Annotated in this window: 16 protein-coding genes, 1 pseudogene and 1 riboswitch; of the genes and pseudogenes, 7 read left to right on the forward strand and 10 right to left on the reverse strand. The window is 69.5% G+C overall.

What is annotated here, in order from left to right:
- The 8 genes from OG912_RS07760 to OG912_RS07795 all read right to left on the reverse strand — a co-directional run bounded on the left by OG912_RS07760 (position 1) and on the right by OG912_RS07795 (position 9,296).
- Entirely contained in the window at positions 1-1,215 is a 1,215-nt protein-coding gene (locus tag OG912_RS07760; RefSeq protein ID WP_327713366.1) for an ABC transporter ATP-binding protein, read from the reverse strand.
- Between the two features lie 47 nt (positions 1,216-1,262).
- Complete coding sequence (locus tag OG912_RS07765) at positions 1,263-2,345, reverse strand: ABC transporter ATP-binding protein (RefSeq protein ID WP_327708734.1); 1,083 nt, start codon at positions 2,343-2,345, stop codon at positions 1,263-1,265.
- Positions 2,342-3,352 (reverse strand): ABC transporter permease, encoded by a 1,011-nt coding sequence (locus OG912_RS07770; RefSeq protein ID WP_326738891.1) that lies wholly within the window; start codon positions 3,350-3,352, stop codon positions 2,342-2,344. Before OG912_RS07770 ends, OG912_RS07765 begins: the two co-directional genes overlap by 4 nt.
- A gap of 142 nt (positions 3,353-3,494) precedes the next feature.
- Positions 3,495-5,261 (reverse strand): ABC transporter substrate-binding protein, encoded by a 1,767-nt coding sequence (locus OG912_RS07775; protein ID WP_443060958.1) that lies wholly within the window; start codon positions 5,259-5,261, stop codon positions 3,495-3,497.
- Between the two features lie 72 nt (positions 5,262-5,333).
- Positions 5,334-6,332 carry an ABC transporter permease gene (locus OG912_RS07780; RefSeq protein ID WP_326738890.1) on the reverse strand — a complete coding sequence of 333 codons (999 nt, stop codon included), beginning with the start codon at positions 6,330-6,332 and terminating at the stop codon, positions 5,334-5,336.
- A 420-nt stretch (positions 6,333-6,752) separates the two neighbouring features.
- Positions 6,753-7,559 carry an enhanced serine sensitivity protein SseB C-terminal domain-containing protein gene (locus OG912_RS07785; RefSeq protein ID WP_327708735.1) on the reverse strand — a complete coding sequence of 269 codons (807 nt, stop codon included), beginning with the start codon at positions 7,557-7,559 and terminating at the stop codon, positions 6,753-6,755.
- 175 nt (positions 7,560-7,734) lie between these two features.
- Complete coding sequence (locus tag OG912_RS07790; protein ID WP_327708736.1) at positions 7,735-8,505, reverse strand: enhanced serine sensitivity protein SseB; 771 nt, start codon at positions 8,503-8,505, stop codon at positions 7,735-7,737.
- 104 nt (positions 8,506-8,609) lie between these two features.
- A complete protein-coding gene (locus OG912_RS07795; protein WP_327708737.1) occupies positions 8,610-9,296 on the reverse strand; it encodes an AAA family ATPase in 687 nt (228 codons plus the stop codon).
- Positions 9,297-9,465: 169 nt separating this feature from the next.
- A riboswitch (glycine riboswitch) is annotated at positions 9,466-9,561 on the forward strand.
- A gap of 141 nt (positions 9,562-9,702) precedes the next feature.
- On the opposite strand from OG912_RS07795, the gene gcvT reads away from it, so the two are divergent.
- The 5 genes from gcvT (at position 9,703) to OG912_RS07820 (ending at position 14,403) form a co-directional block, all read left to right on the forward strand.
- Positions 9,703-10,815: a glycine cleavage system aminomethyltransferase GcvT gene (gcvT, locus tag OG912_RS07800; RefSeq protein ID WP_327708738.1), complete on the forward strand. Its 1,113-nt coding sequence runs from the start codon at positions 9,703-9,705 to the stop codon at positions 10,813-10,815.
- Between the two features lie 100 nt (positions 10,816-10,915).
- Positions 10,916-11,293, forward strand: coding sequence for a glycine cleavage system protein GcvH (gcvH, locus tag OG912_RS07805; RefSeq protein WP_327708739.1), 378 nt, complete (start codon positions 10,916-10,918; stop codon positions 11,291-11,293).
- Positions 11,294-11,312: 19 nt separating this feature from the next.
- Positions 11,313-12,572, forward strand: a complete 1,260-nt coding sequence (glyA, locus tag OG912_RS07810) for a serine hydroxymethyltransferase (protein ID WP_327708740.1) — start codon at positions 11,313-11,315, stop codon at positions 12,570-12,572.
- Between the two features lie 153 nt (positions 12,573-12,725).
- On the forward strand, positions 12,726-14,108 hold the full coding sequence (locus OG912_RS07815) for an L-serine ammonia-lyase (protein ID WP_327708741.1): 1,383 nt from the start codon (positions 12,726-12,728) through the stop codon (positions 14,106-14,108).
- A 127-nt stretch (positions 14,109-14,235) separates the two neighbouring features.
- A complete protein-coding gene (locus OG912_RS07820) occupies positions 14,236-14,403 on the forward strand; it encodes a hypothetical protein (protein WP_327708742.1) in 168 nt (55 codons plus the stop codon).
- A gap of 336 nt (positions 14,404-14,739) precedes the next feature.
- On the opposite strand, the gene OG912_RS07825 is transcribed toward OG912_RS07820, so the two are convergent.
- Together OG912_RS07825 and OG912_RS07830 are read right to left on the reverse strand one after the other, a co-directional pair.
- Positions 14,740-15,678 carry a beta-ketoacyl-ACP synthase III gene (locus OG912_RS07825; protein WP_327708743.1) on the reverse strand — a complete coding sequence of 313 codons (939 nt, stop codon included), beginning with the start codon at positions 15,676-15,678 and terminating at the stop codon, positions 14,740-14,742.
- A gap of 2 nt (positions 15,679-15,680) precedes the next feature.
- Positions 15,681-16,157 (reverse strand): annotated as a pseudogene (locus tag OG912_RS07830) (acyl-ACP desaturase); the annotation flags it as partial.
- Positions 16,158-16,473: 316 nt separating this feature from the next.
- On the opposite strand from OG912_RS07830, the gene OG912_RS07835 reads away from it, so the two are divergent.
- Positions 16,474-17,811, forward strand: a complete 1,338-nt coding sequence (locus tag OG912_RS07835; protein ID WP_327708745.1) for an SGNH/GDSL hydrolase family protein — start codon at positions 16,474-16,476, stop codon at positions 17,809-17,811.
- 161 nt (positions 17,812-17,972) lie between these two features.
- Positions 17,973-18,959: an alpha/beta fold hydrolase gene (locus OG912_RS07840; protein WP_327708746.1), complete on the forward strand. Its 987-nt coding sequence runs from the start codon at positions 17,973-17,975 to the stop codon at positions 18,957-18,959.
- Positions 18,960-19,074 lie beyond the last annotated feature (115 nt).

Genomic DNA, 19,074 nt, shown 5'->3' on the forward strand with positions numbered 1-19,074 from the left:
CTACTCCTTGGAGCCGTCCTCCGAGGCCTCGGAGGCCGCCGCGGGTGTCGCGGCGTCGGGCTCCGCAGCCGCTTCCGCCTCCGCGACCACTGCCGGCTCGGGATCGGGCTCCGGCTCCGCCTTCGCGACCGGGACCAGCTCGACCGCTTCCCGGGCCGCGGCCGGCACCTGCTCCCCCGGCACCTGGTCCGGAGCGTTCTCCGGGTGGTGACAGGCGACCTGGTGGCCGGTCTTCAGCGCGATGAGCGGCGGCTCCTGCGTCTTGCAGATCTCCGTCGCCTTCCAGCACCGGGTGTGGAACCGGCAGCCGCTGGGCGGCGAGATCGGCGAGGGCACATCGCCCTTGAGCAGGATGCGCTCGCTCTTCAGCCCGCGCCGCCGCGGGTCCGGCACCGGCACCGCGGACATCAGGGCCTTGGTGTACGGGTGCATGGGCGCCGAGTACAGCGACTTGCGGTCCGCCAGCTCGACGATCTTGCCCAGGTACATGACCGCGATGCGGTCCGAGACATGGCGGATGACCGAGAGGTCGTGCGCGATGATCACGTACGTGAGCCCGAGCTCGTCCTGGAGGTCGTCCAGCAGGTTGACCACCTGCGCCTGGATCGACACGTCCAGCGCGGAGACGGGCTCGTCGGCGACGACCAGCTTCGGGCGCAGGGCGAGCGCGCGGGCGATGCCGATGCGCTGGCGCTGACCGCCGGAGAACTCGTGCGGGTAGCGGTTGTAGTGCTCGGGGCTGAGCCCGACCAGCGACAGCAGCTCCTGGACGTGGTTCTTCAGACCGCCCTCGGGCTCGACGCCCTGGAGCCTGAACGGCGCGCTGACGATCGTGCCGATCGTGTGCCGCGGGTTCAGCGAGGAGTACGGGTCCTGGAAGATCATCTGGACGTCACGGCGCATCGGCCGCAGTTTGCCCATGGACAGGTGCGTGATGTCCCGGCCCTCGAACTCGACCTTGCCGCCCGTCGGTTCGATCAGCCGGGTGATGAGCCGGCCCATCGTCGACTTGCCGCAGCCGGACTCGCCGACGACGCCCAGGGTCTCCCCCGGGTACACCTCGAAGTCGATGCCGTCGACGGCCTTGACCGCGGCGGTCTGCCGTCCCAGCAGGCCTTTGCGGATCGGGAAGTGCTTGACCAGGCCCTCGACCCTGAGCAGCGGCTCGCGCGAGGCGGTGGCCTGCTCCGGAATCTTCGCGTCCTTCTCCAGCACCGGCGGATCCTTCTTCTCGCTCACGTCGCTCACCTCACTCGCCTCGCTCACAGCTTCGGCGCAATCTCTTCGGTCCAGATCCGGGTCCGCTCCTCCGGTGCCATGTGGCAGGCGGAGAAGTGGCCGTCGCCGACCAGCTCCAGCTCGGGGCGTGTCGTGCGGGTGAGGTTGTCCTTGGGGATGTCCGCGTACGGGCAGCGCGGGTTGAAGGCGCAGCCGGAGGGGACGTTGATCAGCGACGGCGGCTGGCCCTTGACGGGGATCAGCCGCTCGGTCTGCTCACGGTCGATGCGCGGCATCGAGGTGAGCAGGCCCCAGGTGTACGGGTGCTGGGCCTCGTAGAAGACCTTCTCCGCCGGGCCGCGCTCGATGCACCGGCCGCCGTACATCACCAGGAGCTCGTCGGCCATCTCCGCCACGACCCCGAGGTCGTGGGTGATCATGATGACGGCGGAGCCGAACTCCTTCTGCAGGTCCCGGATCAGGTCCAGGATCTGCGCCTGGACGGTGACGTCCAGGGCGGTGGTCGGCTCGTCGGCGATGAGCAGTTCCGGGTTGTTGACCAGGGCCATCGCGATCATGGCGCGCTGGCGCATACCGCCGGAGAACTCGTGCGGATGGGAGTCGACCCGCTTGTGCGGCTCGGGGATGCCGACCCGGTCGAGCATCTCGATGGCACGGGTGCGGGCGGTCTTCTTGCTGACCTTGTTGTGGACCCGGTAGGCCTCCACGATCTGCGAGCCGACCGAGAAGTACGGGTGCATCGCGGAGAGCGGATCCTGGAAGATCATCGCCATCTTGCGGCCGCGCAGTTCGCGCACCCGGGTGTCGGACGCGCCGATCAGCTCCTCGCCGTCCAGCCAGACCTCGCCGGAGATGCGGGCGTTGGGGGCCGTGCGGTGCAGGCCGAGCACGCCGAGCGAGGTGACGGACTTGCCGGAGCCGGACTCGCCGACGATGCCGAGGGTCTGTCCGGGCTTCACGTCGAAGCTGACGCCGTCGACCGACTTCACCAGACCGTCGTCGGTCTGGAAGTGGATGCGCAGATCCCGTACGGAGAGGAAGGCCTCGTCGGAACGCCGGCCGGCCACCGGCTCGCCCGGCGCCTCGGTCTTGGAAACCTCAGTCACGAGAGCCTCACCCTGGGGTCGATGGCGGCGTACACCAGATCCACCAGCAGATTGCAGATGACGATGAAGAAGGCGGCGACGAGGGTCACGCCCATGACGATCGGAAGGTCGTTCTCCTGCACGCTCTTGATGGCGTACTGGCCGAGTCCGGGGAAGGAGAACACGGTCTCGGTGATGACGGCGCCTCCGACCAGCAGACCGAAGTCCATGCCGAAGATGGTGACGATCGGGGTGAGCGCGGCCCGCAGACCGTGCTTGCCGATGACCCGGCTCTCCTTGAGGCCCTTGGCGCGGGCCGTACGGATGTAGTCCTCGCCCATCGTCTCCAGCATCCCGGCTCTGGTGATGCGGGCGTAGAGCGCGGAGTAGAGGAAGGCCAGGGAACACCACGGGATCAGCAGGTTCCACGCCCAGTCCAGTGGACTGTCCATGAAGGGCACGTAGTTGACGGCTTCCCAGACGGGCCACTGCACCGTCAGCACGCCCAGCGCGAGCATGCCGGTGAAGAAGATCGGCAGGGAGACACCCGCGAGCGCGACGCCCATGAAGACGCGGTCCAGGATCGAGCCCCGCTTGAGCGCGGAGACGACACCGATCGCCACACCGCTGACCAGCCAGATCGCCGCAGCGCCGATGGCCAGCGAGAACGTGATCGGGATGCGCGCGGTCAGCTCGGGCCAGACCTCGACGTGGTTCTTGAAGGAGTAGCCGAAGCACGGCACACCACAGTGCGTGACCTCGGGGCCGAACTTGAAGTCGGCGCCCACGAAGATCTGCTTGATGAAGTGCCAGTACTGGATGTACAGCGGCTGGTCGAGGCCGAGGTTCTGCTTGACGGCGAGGATGGACTGCGGATTGGCGTCCTTGCCCACGTACTGGGCTGCCAATTGGTCCATCGTCTGCCCGGCAAGTCGGGGGACGAGGAAGAAGATCGCGAAGGTGACTGCGCTGACGATCAACAGCAGCAGTACCGCGCCGAAGACGCGTCGGATGATGTACGCAGCCACAGCTATCCGGCGCCGGTATCTGCTCGCCGGGGGTTACCCGTGCGTCTCGACACCGTGCCTTCACCTGCCTTTCGGGACAATTCTGAGGGGTTCGGAGGCCGCTCCCCGGGCCGCGTGCGCGGCCCGGGGAGCGGGACCGTTCCTACTTGGCGGAACCCATCAGCACGTAGTCGTACATGCCGAGGTAGGCCTGGGTGATCGTGACGTTCGTCGCGGACACCGGGCGGAGCAGCAGGTTCTTGCGGTAGATCAGCGGCACGGCGGTGGCGCCTTCGGCGACAGCACGGTCGACGTTGGCCCAGGCCTTCGCACGGGCGGCGTCGTCGGTGGTGGCGATACCGTCGTTGAGCAGCTTGTTGATCTTCGGGTCGTTCAGTTCCTGGACGTTGTTACCACCGGACGGCTTGATGGCCGAGCCGTTGATGATCTGGTCCAGGAAGCCGAAGCCGGTCGGCCAGTCGGCACCCCAGGCGCTCATGATCATGCCGAGCTTGTTGGCGTGCACGTAGCTCGGGTTGCCCGCGAAGTTCTGGAAGTACTTGCCGGCCGGGAAGCTCTTGATCTCGGCGTTGATGCCGATCTTCTTGAGCGAGGCCTGCACCGCGGTGACCATGGACATCTCGGCGGGGCGGTCGGAGCGGGCCGAGATCTTGGTGTCGAAGCCGTTCGGCTTGCCACACTGCTTCAGCTCGTCCTTGGCCTTGGCCTCGTCGCCCTTGTGGCCGGCGGACTCGTACTGGTCGAACTTCTCGTAGCCGTTGACCGTCGGCGGCAGCAGGGTCGTCGCGACGTCACCCTTGGGGTCGCCACCCTGGGCGGCCTGGACCGACGCCTTGTCGATGCCCCACTGCACGGCCTTGCGGCAGTGGATGTTGTCGAACGGCTTCACGTTGACGTTCAGACCGATGTACGAGGTGGCGCCCGCGTACGAGTTGTCGGTCTGCTTCTTCAGGTTGGGCTTGGTCAGCACGTCCGGCTGGGTCGCCGGGGCGACACCGGTGCCGGCACCGTCAACGGTGATGTTGTCGGAGATCAGGTTGTTGTCGACCGTCTCCTGCTTGACCTTGAAGCGCACCGTCACCTTGTCCGGCAGGGCCGGGCGCAGCGGGTCGCTCTTCGCGTCCCAGTTCTTGTTGCGGACGAGGGTCGCGCCGCGGCCCGCGTCGTAGGACTCGAACTTGTACGGGCCCGAGGAGACGATGCCCTTGACGTAGTCGGCACCCTTGTCCTTCGCCGCCGGCACGGGGGCCGTCTGCGAGAACGTCGCCAGGTAGTCGAAGTCCGCGAAGGCGTCCTTCAGCTTGAAGACGATCGTGGAGTCGTCCGGCGTCTCGATGGAGGCGATGCCGTCCGGGTTCTTGTCCTTGTACGGACCCTGGTACTTGTCGCCGCCGACGAGGTGTGCCTTGAAGTACGTCGGGCCGTTGGACAGGGCCTCGGGCGCGAAGTTGGAGCGCTCGACGGCGTACTTGATGTCCTTCGAGGTGATCGGGGTCCCGTCCTCGAACTTGAGACCCTTCTTCAGCGTGTACGTCCAGGTCTTCGCGTCCGGGCTCGCCTTGCCGAGGCTCTCGGCGAGGTCCGGGACGATCTCCAGACCCTCCTTGCCGGCAGCCGGCTTGAAGGACGTCAGGGTGCGGCCGTACAGGCGGGAGAAGTTCTGCACCCAGCCGTAGTACGTGTTGCCGGGGTCGAGGGAGTCGGGCTCGTCCGACATCTCCAGCTTGAGGGTCCCGCCCTGCTTGTCCGACGGGTTGACGATCGAGGTCAGCGCGGCGTCAGTGGCGCCGGAGCCGCCCTTGCCGCCTGTGCTGCCGCTGCTGTCGTCGTCGGAGCCGTTGCACGCGGACGCTCCGAGCATCAGGACCACAGCCGTGGCGACCAACGCGGTCGTTTTTCTGGTCTTCACCTGAGGAAATCCCCCTCGATCGATGGTTGCCGTGGCATGTCGCACGTCGTTGTGACGAGCGCCCGGGCACTACTACTTACTACGGGGGTCGAGCGCATCACGCAGCCCGTCTCCCAGCAGGTTGAAAGCCAGGACCGTGACGAAGATGGCCACGCCCGGCACGATCATGTACATCGGGTCGTTCCGGTAGAAGTCGATCGCGTTGGTGAGCATCCCGCCCCAGGAGGACTGCGGCGGCGCGATACCGACACCCAGATAGCTGAGACCCGCCTCGAAGAGGATGTTCGAGGGGATGAGCAGCGTGGAGTAGACCAGAATGGGCGCCACCAGGTTCGGCAGCAGCTCCCGGAAGAGAATGAAGGGGCCGCGGGCACCCAACGACCGTGCCGCTTCGACGAATTCGCGATTGCGCAGGCTCATGGTCTGGGCGCGGACGATGCGGCCCATGTACGGCCAGCTGAAGAAGCCGATCACGAAGATCAGTACGCCGATCCGCAGCGGCAGCCCTTCCAGGCCGAACGCGCCGTCCTGGAGCGCCGCCGAGATGGAGATCGCGAAGAGCAGCAGCGGGAACGCCAGGAAGGTGTCCATCATGCGGCTGATGACGGTGTCCACCCAGCCGCCGTAGAAGCCGGAGACCACACCGAAGAAGACGCCGATCACCACGGAGAGCAGGGTGGCTCCGACCGCGACGACCAGGGACACCCATGAGCCCTCGATGATCCGGGTCATGATGTCGCGGCCGTACTGCGGTTCGACGCCGAGCGGGTGGCTCCAGCTGATGCCGCCCCAGTCGCCCTTGGGGGCGAGCAGAGCGGGGTCGATGAGGTCCTGGTGGAACTCGTTGGGGTCCAGGCCGAAGACGGCCTGGATCGGCTTGGAAAGCACGGCGAGCAGGATCAGCAGGATGACAACGATGCCGCCGGCCACTGCCACCTTGTCGCGCTTGAAGCGCGTCCAGGCGATCCGTCCGAGCGAACGGCCTTCGATCTGGCTCTGTTTGACTCCCGTGAGTACTGCCTCCGGCTGCGCCTGGGCAGCCGAACCGGTGGTCTCGATCGGTGCGGTCACAGTGCCTCTGACCCCTCCCGCCGGCGGTGGCCGGCCCCTACTCGCCGCGGTGACGGCCTGGCGCGTGTCAGCCGCGGCGCTTACTGCGGCTGATGTGTTCGGTGCGATGAATGCGTCTGTGGAGTGACCGCCGGTGCAACCTCGTACAAAGGGCGGACGATCCCCACTAGCCGGGAGTCTTCAATGCCGTTGCGATCACCCGCCAGACCTGACGGGGAATGTTTGCTCAAACGTGATGCGGTCAGTGAGCTTCCGTTATCCGGACAGTTTGATCGAGTGAGCGGACCACTCGGCCGCTAATCCACCAGAACGGACATGACGCCCAACGGACTCTATTGGGTGGCTATTTGGGTGACCACGGCAGATGTCTTGTCCGCCGGATAGCCGTTTGTCCGGTCCTGGGAGGGGGCTCGCGCGGGCCTAGTAGGCGCGCGGGGCGGGGCCCGGGGACTGCGGGTAGCCGTAACCGGGAGCGACGACGGCGCCACGGCCGGCCGGGGCGTGCGGCTCGCGGTCGTAGAACGGACGGGCGTTGGCCCGCAGCCACATCGCGACCGGGTCGTACTCGTCGGCCATCGCGACCGTGGAGACCGGGAGTCCCTCCGGGACGGTGCCGATGGACTGCTGCATCATCGCCCGCACGGCGTCGACGGACGGCGCGCTCGTGTCGTACAGATCGAGTCCGATGGCGAGGTACGGGACGCCGAGCGCGGGCTGCACCCAGGCGCGGCGCAGCGAGCGGATCGCGGGGGTGCGGTGGGCGTTCTGCGTGAGCTGGGCGTAGAACTGCGGGATCTCGATGGCGGGTTCGCTGATCCGCAGCGGTCCGGCGGGCATCCGGTCGAGGCCGGTGGCGATCCGGCGGAGGTCCAGCCAGGGGATGCCCACGCCGCCACCGGGCGCGTGCGGGTTCAGCCAGATGCCCCAGCGGTCGGGGAACAGGGCGCGGGCGATGTCGCGGCCGCTGATGACCTCGTGGTCCCGGTTCCAGCCGCTGGCGGAAAGCTCCTGGGCGGAGGTGACGCAGGGGGCGTAGCCGAGGCCCTCGATCTCCATGTTGCCGTACTGGGCGTCGGGTGAGCCGGCCCGGCCGTGCCAGAGCAGCATCCAGATCCGGTCGGCCGCCAGGGCCTGGAGGAGTGCCTCGTACGCGTCGTAGCGCCCGGGCGTCACTTGGCGCAGCATGTGCTCGACCTGCCCGGCCTCCGCGCTGCCTGACGCACTCACCCTGGGTCCCGCCCCTCTTCGATCCAACGTCTCGGCCTGCCGCTTCCCGGGCTCTCGGGGACGGCGCGGTGCCGAGGCACCAGCCATCAAACCAGCTTATGCGGCGGCCCTGACACCGACTTGACTCCGCGGGCCACAGCCGTCGGCCCGCGGCGCCGGTCCCCTTGCCGTCCGGCTACTCGGCGGGGCGCTGATAGAAGGGCCGCACCCGTGCCCGCATCCAGTCGGCGACGGGGTCCTGGGCCACGTCGAGCAGCACCAGATTGACCGGCCAGGGCACCTCGACGCGCCCCAGCGCCCGGCCGAGGGCGTCCATGGGGGCGTTGCGGCCGGCGCCGTCCCAGGTGGAGAACTCGATGCCGACGAAGAGGACGGGGTCGCCGCCCTCGATGCTGGCCAGGGCGCGACGGGCGCTGAGCACGACGCCGCTCGCCTCGAACTCCCCGGCCGCGGCGGACAGGAAGTCGACGGGCTCCTGCTGCCAGTCCGGCTCGTACAGCCGGACCCGGCCGCCGCTGGACGGTCCGTCGAGCGGGGTGCGGCCGGTCCGGCAGAGCTCGGCGACGGCGGGCGGCGGCAGCGGCACGCCGACCGCGCCGCCCGGGTTCACCGCCATGCCGAGCTGCGGGGGCAGGCCCCGGGCGAACTCGCGGGCGGGGGCCACGGTGAACGACATGTGGGCGCCGACGCAGGTGAGGAACTGCTGTTCGGAGCTGAACACGGGGACGTACGGCGCGCCCTCGATGTCCAGCGTCGGCAGATCGAGGTCGGTGGCATCCGGCGAGCCGCCGTTGGGCAGGGGCACCCAGAGATGGCTGCGGCCGAGCACCTCCACCAGCCGGCCGCCCGCCTCCGGGCTGCCGAGCGAGGCGCTCAGCACTTCTTCGAGCTCGTTGGCCGGCCATCCGCCCTGCGGATGGGTCCGGGCCGGTGCCGGAATGTCCACTGTCTCCCTCTCTCACCCCATGTCGTGCAGCAAGAGATTAACGCCGCCCACCCGGGTCCCCGCCCACGCGCACACGCGCTGTCCAGCCTTCGGACGGCTTTGTCTCAGCCCTCACCCTGTGCGTCTGCGAATGTGATCCGCGTCAGCAGCCCCGCAGCCTCCCGGTCCAGCAGCACCGCCGAGGCGCATCCGAGCGGCAGCAGGCCCGACTCGGTGTCCCGCAGCAGCCGCCGCACGGCCCTGCGATGGCGGGCGAACGCATATCCGGAGACTCCGCGGCCGCGCTCGCGCTGCCCCTCCCGGGCCGTCCGCGGGGTGACGTCGAGCAGGACGAGGTGCAGGATGCGGCCGCGCCGCCGGGCGTCACGGGCCAGCCAGCCGCGCACCCAGGCCTGGGTGCCGCAGTCGTGGACGACGACCGAGACGCCGGAGCGCAGCACCCGCCACAGCCCCCAGTAGTGGGCGACGCGGACGAGCGGGCGGTAGAGGGCGTACGGGAGTAAGCGGGGCATCCGGGCCGCCCAGCGGTCCCTGGTGTCCTGGGAGTCGATGGCGTGCGCGGCGACGGTCCGCGCCATGAGGGTCGACTTGCCGCTGCCGGGCAGTCCGGAGACCACCACCACGTCGCCCGCCGAGAAGTGCAGGCTGCGCGGGCTGCGCCCGTCCCGCTCCCGCAGATCCCGCACGACAGGTGCGTGCGGTCCCACCCTCTCCCTGGTCGGCGCCCCCGGCTGCGCGGGCAGTGCGCCGTGCGCGACCCCCGCGGTCGTCGCGTACCGCTGCAACGTCATCGCCCTCCCCCTGTCGGCTGACCCACACCTGCCCAAGAAGTGTAAAGAAAAGGTAATGCGGCACAACCGTCCGACCCGCCGGATCCCGCCGGAGACCGGTATCGGTACCGGCCCCCCACTCTCCCGCAATGCGTGCGATGATGACCCGGTCAACTGCATATAGGCCGTTCGAATCCGCGCGGGAGAGTCCCGGCCACAGCGTGCCGGGCGCCGAAGGAGCAAGATCCTCCCTTGAATCTCTCAGGCCCCGTACCGCGTGGATGAGGCAGATCTGAAAAGCGAGTCGCCCTGCGGCTCCACCCAAGGTGCAAGCCGAACCCCTCCGGGGCCTCTCGGCGAACCTCTCAGGTTCCGATGACAGATGGGGAGGGATCGTCCTCGTCGTCATGCCCTGGGAGCCTTATCCATGAGCACCGCCCGCCTCACTGCCCTCGATGCCCTGCACCGTTCGCTGGGTGCGACCATGACCGACTTCGCGGGCTGGGACATGCCCCTGCGGTACGCCAGTGAGCGCGACGAGCACAACGCCGTCCGCACGAAGGCCGGCCTCTTCGACCTCTCGCACATGGGCGAGATCACCGTCACCGGCCCCGAGGCCGTGGCCCTGCTGAACTTCGCGCTCGTCGGCAACATCGGCACCGTCTCGGTGGGCCGCGCCCGCTACACGATGATCTGCGCCGAGGACGGCGGCATCCTGGACGACCTGATCGTCTACCGGCTGGGCGAGACCGAGTACATGGTCGTCGCCAACGCGGGCAACGCCCAGATCGTCCTGGACGCCCTGACCGCGCGCGCCGACGGCTTCGACGCCGAGGTGCGCGACGACCGCGACGCGTACGCGCTGCTCGCCGTCCAGGGCCCGGCGTCCCCCGCCATCCTCGCGGCCGTCACCGACGCCGACCTGGACGGTCTGAAGTACTACGCCGGGCTGCCGGGCACGGTCGCCGGGGTCCCCGCGCTGATCGCCCGTACCGGCTACACCGGCGAGGACGGCTTCGAGCTGTTCACCGCCCCCGAGCACGCCGAGCAGTTGTGGCGGGCCCTCACCGAGGCGGGCGCCTCCCGCGGCCTGATCCCGTGCGGGCTCTCCTGCCGCGACACGCTGCGCCTGGAGGCGGGCATGCCGCTGTACGGGCACGAGCTGACCACGGCGCTGACGCCGTTCGACGCCGGTCTGGGCCGGGTCGTGAAGTTCGAGAAGGAGGGCGACTTCGTCGGCCGCAAGGCCCTGGAGGCCGCCGCCGAGCGCGCCGAGACCGCCCCGCCCCGCAAGCTCGTCGGCCTGGTGGCCGAGGGCCGCCGGGTGCCGCGCGCCGGTTTCGCCGTCGTCGCCGACGGCCAGGTCATCGGCGAGGTCACCTCGGGCGCGCCCTCGCCCACGCTCGGCAAGCCGATCGCCATGGCATACGTCGACGCCGCACACGCCACGCCCGGCACCGCGGGCGTGGGGGTGGACATCCGGGGCAGCCACGAGCCGTACGAGGTCGTGGCGCTGCCGTTCTACAAGCGCCAGAAGTAGACGTAGGGCGGAACGGGCGCTGCGTAAGTGACGCAGTCCTGTCTCACACCGTAAGACCATCGTTCATCAGCACTCCCCCGCGTACAGGAGAATTCAGGTCATGAGCAACCCCCAGCAGCTGCGGTACAGCAAGGAGCACGAGTGGCTGTCGGCCGTCGAGGACGGTGTGGCCACGATCGGCATCACGGAGCACGCGGCCAACGCGCTCGGTGACGTCGTCTACGCCCAGCTCCCCGAGGTCGGTGACACGGTGACCGCGGGCGAGACCTGCGGCGAGCTGGAGTCGACCAAGTCGGTCAGCGACCTGTACTCGCCGGTGACCGGCGAGGTCACCGCATCGAACCAGGACGTCGTGGAGGACCCGTCGCTGGTGAACTCCGCTCCGTTCGAGGGCGGCTGGCTGTTCAAGGTACGCGTCGCGGAGGAGCCGGAGGACCTGCTCTCCGCCGACGAGTACACCGAGTTCTCCGGCAACTGAGACCCCAAGGGACCACCTGATGTCGCTTCTCAACTCCTCCCTCCACGAGCTGGACCCGGACGTCGCCGCCGCTGTCGACGCCGAGCTCCACCGTCAGCAGTCCACCCTCGAGATGATCGCCTCGGAGAACTTCGCTCCGGTCGCGGTCATGGAGGCCCAGGGCTCCGTCCTGACCAACAAGTACGCCGAGGGCTACCCCGGCCGCCGCTACTACGGCGGCTGTGAGCACGTCGACGTGGTCGAGCAGATCGCGATCGACCGCATCAAGGCGCTCTTCGGCGCCGAGGCGGCCAACGTGCAGCCGCACTCCGGTGCGCAGGCCAACGCCGCCGCGATGTTCGCGCTGCTGAAGCCGGGCGACACGATCATGGGCCTGAACCTGGCCCACGGCGGTCACCTGACCCACGGCATGAAGATCAACTTCTCCGGCAAGCTCTACAACGTGGTCCCGTACCACGTCGACGAGACCGGCACCGTGGACATGGCCGAGGTCGAGCGCCTGGCCAAGGAGTCCAAGCCGAAGCTGATCGTGGCCGGCTGGTCCGCCTACCCCCGCCAGCTGGACTTCGCCGCCTTCCGCCGCATCGCGGACGAGGTCGGCGCGTACCTGATGGTCGACATGGCGCACTTCGCCGGTCTCGTCGCCGCGGGCCTGCACCCCAACCCGGTGCCGCACGCCCACGTCGTCACGACCACCACGCACAAGACCCTCGGCGGTCCGCGCGGCGGCGTGATCCTCTCCACCCAGGAGCTCGCCAAGAAGATCAACTCGGCGGTCTTCCCGGGTCAGCAGGGCGGCCCGCTGGAGCACGTGATCGCGGCCAAGGCGGTCTCGTTCAAGGTCGCGGCGACCGAGGAGTTCAAGGAGCGCCAGCAGCGCACCCTCGACGGCGCCCGCATCCTCGCCGAGCGTCTGGTGCAGCCGGACGTCACCGAGGTCGGCGTCTCCGTCCTGTCCGGCGGCACGGACGTGCACCTGGTCCTCGTGGACCTGCGCAACTCCGAGCTGGACGGCCAGCAGGCCGAGGACCGGCTCCACGAGCTGGGCATCACGGTCAACCGGAACGCCATCCCCAACGACCCCCGGCCCCCGATGGTCACCTCGGGTCTGCGGATCGGCACGCCGGCGCTCGCCACCCGCGGTTTCCAGACGGAGGACTTCACCGAGGTCGCCGAGATCATCGCCTCCGCGCTGAAGCCGTCGTACGACGCGGACGACCTGAAGGCCCGCGTCGTCGCGCTCGCCGAGAAGTTCCCGCTGTACCCCGGTCTCAAGTAGTCCGACCGGCACGTTTGCGTATCGGGGAGGGGCACCGCGCACACTGAACAGTGAGCGCGGTGCCCCATCCCTTGCCCCCGCTCTTCGGGCCCACCCCGCCCGTACCGCACCACCCGGCAGACAACGACGTCTACCACTGCTTAGGAGTCACCCGTGGCCATCTCGGTCTTCGACCTGTTCTCGATCGGCATCGGCCCGTCCAGCTCCCATACGGTCGGCCCCATGCGCGCGGCCCGTATGTTCGCGCGCCGGCTGAAGAACGAGGGCCTGCTCGCCCACACCGTCTCGATACGCGCCGAACTCTTCGGCTCCCTCGGTGCCACCGGCCACGGCCACGGCACCCCCAAGGCCGTCCTGCTCGGCCTGGAGGGCGAGTCCCCCCGTACCGTCGACGTCGAGACGGCGGACGACCGGGTCGACGCGATCCGCTCCACCGGCCGGCTCAACCTCCTCGGCATGCACGAGATCGCCTTCGACGCCGACGAGCAGCTGATCCTGCACCGCCGCAAGGCGCTGCCGTACCACGCCAACGGCATGACGGTCTTCGCGTACGACCACGAGGGCGCCCTGCTCCTGGAGAAGACGTACTACTCGGTCGGCGGCGGCTTCGTCGTCGACGAGGACGCCGTCGGCGAGGACCGGATCGTCCTCGACGACACGGTCCTCAAGCACCCCTTCCGCACCGGCGACGAGCTGCTGCGCCTCGCCCGTGACACCGGCCTGTCGATCTCCTCGCTGATGCTGGAGAACGAGCGCGCCTGGCGCACGGAGGACGAGATCCGCTCCGGTCTGCTGGGCATCTGGCGCGCCATGCAGGCGTGCGTCTCCCGCGGCATGTCCCGCGAGGGCATCCTGCCCGGCGGCCTCAAGGTCCGCCGCCGCGCCGCGAACACCGCCCGCCAGCTGCGCGCCGAGGGCGACCCGCAGACCCACGCGATGGAGTGGATCACCCTCTACGCGATGGCGGTCAACGAGGAGAACGCCGCGGGCGGCCGCGTCGTCACCGCCCCGACGAACGGCGCGGCCGGCATCATCCCGGCGGTGCTGCACTACTACATGAACTTCGCGGCCGGCGGCGCGACCGAGGCGGAGAAGGACGACAGCGTCGTCCGCTTCCTCCTGTCCGCCGGCGCCATCGGCATGCTGTTCAAGGAGAACGCCTCCATCTCCGGCGCCGAGGTCGGCTGCCAGGGCGAGGTCGGCTCCGCCTGCTCCATGGCCGCGGGCGCCCTCGCCGAGGTCCTCGGCGGCACCCCCGAGCAGGTCGAGAACGCCGCCGAGATCGGCATGGAGCACAACCTCGGCCTGACCTGCGACCCGGTCGGCGGGCTCGTCCAGATCCCGTGCATCGAGCGCAACGGCATGGCGGCGGTGAAGGCCGTCACCGCGGCGAAGATGGCGCTGCGCGGCGACGGCATCCACAAGGTCTCCCTCGACAAGGTCATCAAGACCATGAAGGAGACGGGCGCCGACATGAGCGTCAAGTACAAGGAGACGGCCCGGGGCGGGCTCGCGGTGAACATCATCGAGTGCTAGGGCCTCTCGTTTGGATCAGGCCGGGCTCGCGGGGTCCGGCCTGATCCAAACGAAAGGCCTTAGGCAGGACCGGGCGTTCAAGTCCGGCTTTAGGGTGCCTGATTAGGCTCCCGGGCCCGAGGCGCGGGTGCGGCCCGACGAGCCGACCGGGCGGGTCGTCGTGGACGGCCCGCACACCGGATTCGTGCGGCCGGTCGACGTGCTGGTCGATGCCCGCACGCACGCCTTCGATCCGCGTGCGGACGCCCTCCCGCTGTACCGCAACCTCCTCGCGAGCGGCACGGTGCGCCTGTGACGCAATGCTTCGGCCGACGGTGAGGACTTCGTTCCCGGCGGTCTCGACCTGACCCCGGACTTCCACCCGGTGCGCGTCGACGGCAGTGTCGAGCCCCGCGTCACCGTGCTCGGCGCACCGTCCGAGGGTGCCCGTTCGGTCCACGCTGACCTGGCTCAACGGGTTCCGGGAGGTACTGGAGGCCTAGGGGCTGTGCCTGGGCCGGCCCCCGCGAGTGCGGCAGCACCACCAGCCGTCGGCGCGGCGCCGCAGGGGCGGACTCCGGCCGGCGAAGCACCGCCCACCATGACCTGCGTGCGGTGGCGACCGGGTCTCGCGTCACGACGGCCTCGTCCCTCAGGGGCAGCGGATGACCTGGCCCGCGTAGGCCAGACCACCGCCGAACCCGAACAGCAGGGCCGGCGCACCGGAGGGGATGTCGCCCCGCTCCAGTGCCTTGGACAGCGCCAGCGGGATGCTGGCCGCCGAGGTGTTGCCGGACACGACGACATCGCGGGCGATGTACGCGTTGCCGGCCCCGAGCCGCTTCACGAACGACTCGATGATCCGGAGGTTCGCCTGGTGAAGCACCACCGCGCCGAGTTCCTCCGGCGCCACCCCGGCCTTGTCGCAGACGCTGCGGGCGATGGCCGGAAGCTGGGTGGTCGCCCAGCGGTAGACCGACTGTCCCTCCTGCTGGAAGGTGCCGTTCGCCCCCTCGATGCGCACCACGTTGCTCAGCTCGGGTACGGCCCCCCACACGACGGGGCTGATCTCCGCGTCCGGGGCCGCCTCGACCACGGCCGCGCCCGCGCCGTCGCCGACGAGCACACAGGTGGTGCGGTCGTCCCAGTCGGTGAAGTCGCTCAGCTTCTCGGAGCCGATGACCAGGGCCCGGGTCGCGGAGCCGGCCCGGATGGTGTGGTCGGCGGTGGCCAGCGCATGGGAGAAGCCCGAACAGGCGACGTTGATGTCCAGCGTGGCCGCGCCGAGGATGCCCAGTTGGGCGGCGACGCGGGCCGCGGTGTTGGGAGAGCGGTCGATCGCCGTGCAGGTCGCGACGAGGACCAGGTCGATGCTGTCGGGGGAGATTCCACCGCGGCTCAGCGCGTGCTTGCCCGCCTGTGCGGCCATGAAGTCAACGGTCTCGTCGGGTCCGGCCACATGCCGCGTCTCGATGCCCACGCGGCTGCGGATCCATTCGTCGCTGGTCTCGATCCGCCGTGCCAGATCGTCGTTCGTCACGACGTTCGGGGGTTGGTAGTGGCCCATGCTGACCACGCGTGACCCTGTCACTGTTACTGCTCCTTCGAATCCGCGAGAGACCTTCTCTTCGCCCGCATCGTTGCACTGACCTCGTCGAACCGCGCTGCCTTGCCCGTCATTTCGGACAGAAGACGGCCCAGTTCGTCCTGTGCTTCGGCGCCTTCCGGACCGAGGCCGACGAATCCGAGCACGTTCAACTTCCGCAGGACCGGCAGCAGAACATCGTCGCGGTGGATCCGTACGTTGTAAATTCCCTCGACAGCCAGTTGCCGGGCAGCCTTCCGGAATCCCGGAATGGAGTGTCCGGGCATCCGGAACCGCGTGATGACGTCCTTGAACGCCACCATGGTCCGGTCGGGCTCCACCTCCAGCGCGGACTCCAGAAGGTTCCGGTAGAAGAGCATGTGAAGGTTCTCGTCCTTGGCGATACGCGTCATCATCCGGTCGCAGACGGGGGCGCCGGAGGCCAGGCCGGTGTTGCGGTGGGCCATGCGCGTGGCCAGTTCCTGCACGGTCAGATTGAGTGACCTGGCGTCATGTCCGTTGTATGGCCGCGTGATTCGAAGTGCTCGACAGGTATCCAGGGTTGCCAAGTGCCCAAGTACCCGGATCGCGACGGGAGTCGTGTGACGCCACCGCTCACCCATGGGCCGATGCGAGGCCAGGACCCCGATCCAGTCATTCGAAATATTTCGAATGATTGACCGCAATTATCGGAAGGGCTAGCCTGCCGCGTGATCCGGCGGGCGTACGGACGGGATGCCGTCCGTACGCGGACGCTTTGTGTTTCGTCCCGTTTCCCCACCGCACAGAGGGAACACCTTCATGAACCGAAGATCCTCGCTCATCAGTCTGATCACCGCCGGGGCGCTCCTCGCCGCCGTCTCACCGGCACTCGGAGCCGCCGACGCTCCGGGGGCGGACCACGCACCCGGGCCCAAGGAGCGGAACGCTCACTGGGTCGCCGCCTGGACGTCGATGCCGCAGCTGACGGAGCCGTCCAACATGCCGCCGGCACCGTTCACCCAGGACGACTCCGTGCTGACGGACACGACGCTGCGGCAGACCGTCCACGTCTCGGCGGGCGGCGACCACATCCGGCTGCGGTTCTCCAACGCGTTCGGCGGGGCGGTACTTCCCCTCACCAAGGTCTCCGTGGCACTGCCGCTCGACGACCGCGCCGGCACGGGCGCCGTCCGGGAAGGGACCACGCGCACGGTCACCTTCGGCGGCAGCACCTCGGTGGCCGTCCCGGCCGGCGCGCAGGCCGTCTCCGATCCGCTGGACTTCCGTATCGCACCCGGCTCCAACCTGACGGCGACGGTCTACCTGGCCGACGGGCAGGCGTCCACCGCCATCACCTCGCACCCCGGATCCCGTACGACCTCGTACCTCCGGTCCGGGGACCACGTCCAGGATCCGGATCTCCCCGGCGCGACCACCACCGACCACTGGTACTTCCTCAGCGGCGTCGAGGCCTGGTCCGGCAGCACCACAGCGGCGACGGCCGTGCTCGGCGACTCGCTGACCGACGGCCGGGGGTCCACCACGAACGGGAACGACCGCTGGCCCGACGTGCTCCAGCAGCGACTGGCGGCCGGCAACGGCGCGGTGCGTACCTCGGTGGTCAATCAGGCGGCCGGCGGGAACCGCCTGCTCAACGACGGTCTGGGACCGAACGGGCTGGCCCGGCTGGACCGGGACGTGCTGTCCCAGAGCGGCGTCGACCGGCTGATCGTCTTCGAGGGCGTCAACGACATCGGGACGGCGGCCGCCACACCCGCCGCCCAGAAGCAGACCGCGGACGACGTCATCGCGGCGTACGACCAGATCATCACCCGGGCCCACGCCCTGGGGATCCGGGTGTACGGGGCCACGCTGACCCCATTCGGTGGCAACACCCCGTACGACGACGTGGACGGATACCGCGAGGAGGCCCGGCAGGCGGTCAACACCTGGATCCGTACCAGCGGCCGCTTCGACCAGGTGATCGACTTCGACCGGACCGTCCGCGATCCGCAGAACCCCCGCGCGCTCCGCGCCTCGGTGGACGTCGGCGACCACCTCCACCTCAACCCCGGGGGCTACCGGTCCCTGGCCGACGCGGTCCCCGCCCGCCTGTTCCGGCAGTCCCCGCTCCCCGCGGGATTCGGCTACAACTGACCGGCGCGCAAGGGCCGCCCGCGTATCCCTGCCGGATGCGCGGGCCGCCCGTTTGCCGGTACGGCAACAGGGCTCGCGGCCGAGCCTGCGGGCGCATCATGATCGTCATCCGAGCCGGACATCCCTACGGACCGGCACCGGCCGACAGCCGTGGAGGAATCATGTCGCAGCAGCCCAGCCCGGCCCCCGACCTCACACACCGCCTGGTGCCCTCACCGGCCGGCCGGATCCACCTCGTGGAACAGGGCACGGGACCCCTGGTACTGCTGGTGCACGGGTTCCCGGAGTCCTGGTACTCCTGGCGCCGTCAGCTGCCGGCGCTGGCAGCCGCCGGATACCGGGCGGTCGCCGTGGACATGCGTGGCTACGGTCGTTCCTCCCGGCCCGGGGACGCGGCCGCGTACCGGATGCTCGAACTGATCGAGGACAACGTCGCCGTGGTGCACGCGCTCGGCGAGCGCGGCGCGGTGGTGGTCGGCCACGACTGGGGGGCAACGGTAGCGGCGAACTCCGCCCTCGTCAGGCCGGACGTCTTCCGGGCGGTCGGACTGCTCAGCGTGCCGTACACCCCGCGCGGCGGGCCGCGGCCCAGTGAGGTGTTCGCGGGGATGGGCGGGGACGAGGAGTTCTACGTCTCCCGATTCCAGGAGCCCGGCCGGGCGGAGGCGGAGATCGAGCCGGACGTGCGCGGCTGGCTCGCCGGCTTCTACGCCGCGCTCTCCGCCGACACCATGCCCGCGCCCGGCGCCCCGGACCCGCACTTCGCCGCCCGCGGCGGGACGCTGCGCGAGCGGTTTCCCGCAGGCCGCCCCGGCTGGCTCAGTGAGGACGAACTCGACTTCTACGCCGCCGAGTTCGAGCGTACCGGCCTGAGCGGCGCTCTCAATCGCTACCGGAACATGGACCGGGACTGGGAGGATCTCGCCGATTACGACGGTGCGCCCGTCACTCAGCCTTCGCTCTTCCTCGGCGGCTCCCTGGACGCCTCCACCACCTGGCTGGCCGACGCCATCGCCGCGTATCCGACGACGCTGCCGGGCCTGGTCGCCTCGCACGTCCTGGACGGCTGCGGCCACTGGATCCAGCAGGAGCGGCCGGATGAGGTCAACCGGATCCTGACGGACTGGCTCGGCTCGCTGCCGAGCTGAACCCGAACCGGTCCCGCCGCGAGGCGAACCGACCGGGCCGCGCCTGTCCATGGGAACAGCCGACGTTCACCCGGAAGAGGGCATTGGGGAAAGCGCGAACGTTTCTGCGTCGCGA

The sequence above is a fragment of the Streptomyces sp. NBC_00464 genome, assembly GCF_036013915.1.
In the GTDB taxonomy this organism is placed as follows: domain Bacteria; phylum Actinomycetota; class Actinomycetes; order Streptomycetales; family Streptomycetaceae; genus Streptomyces.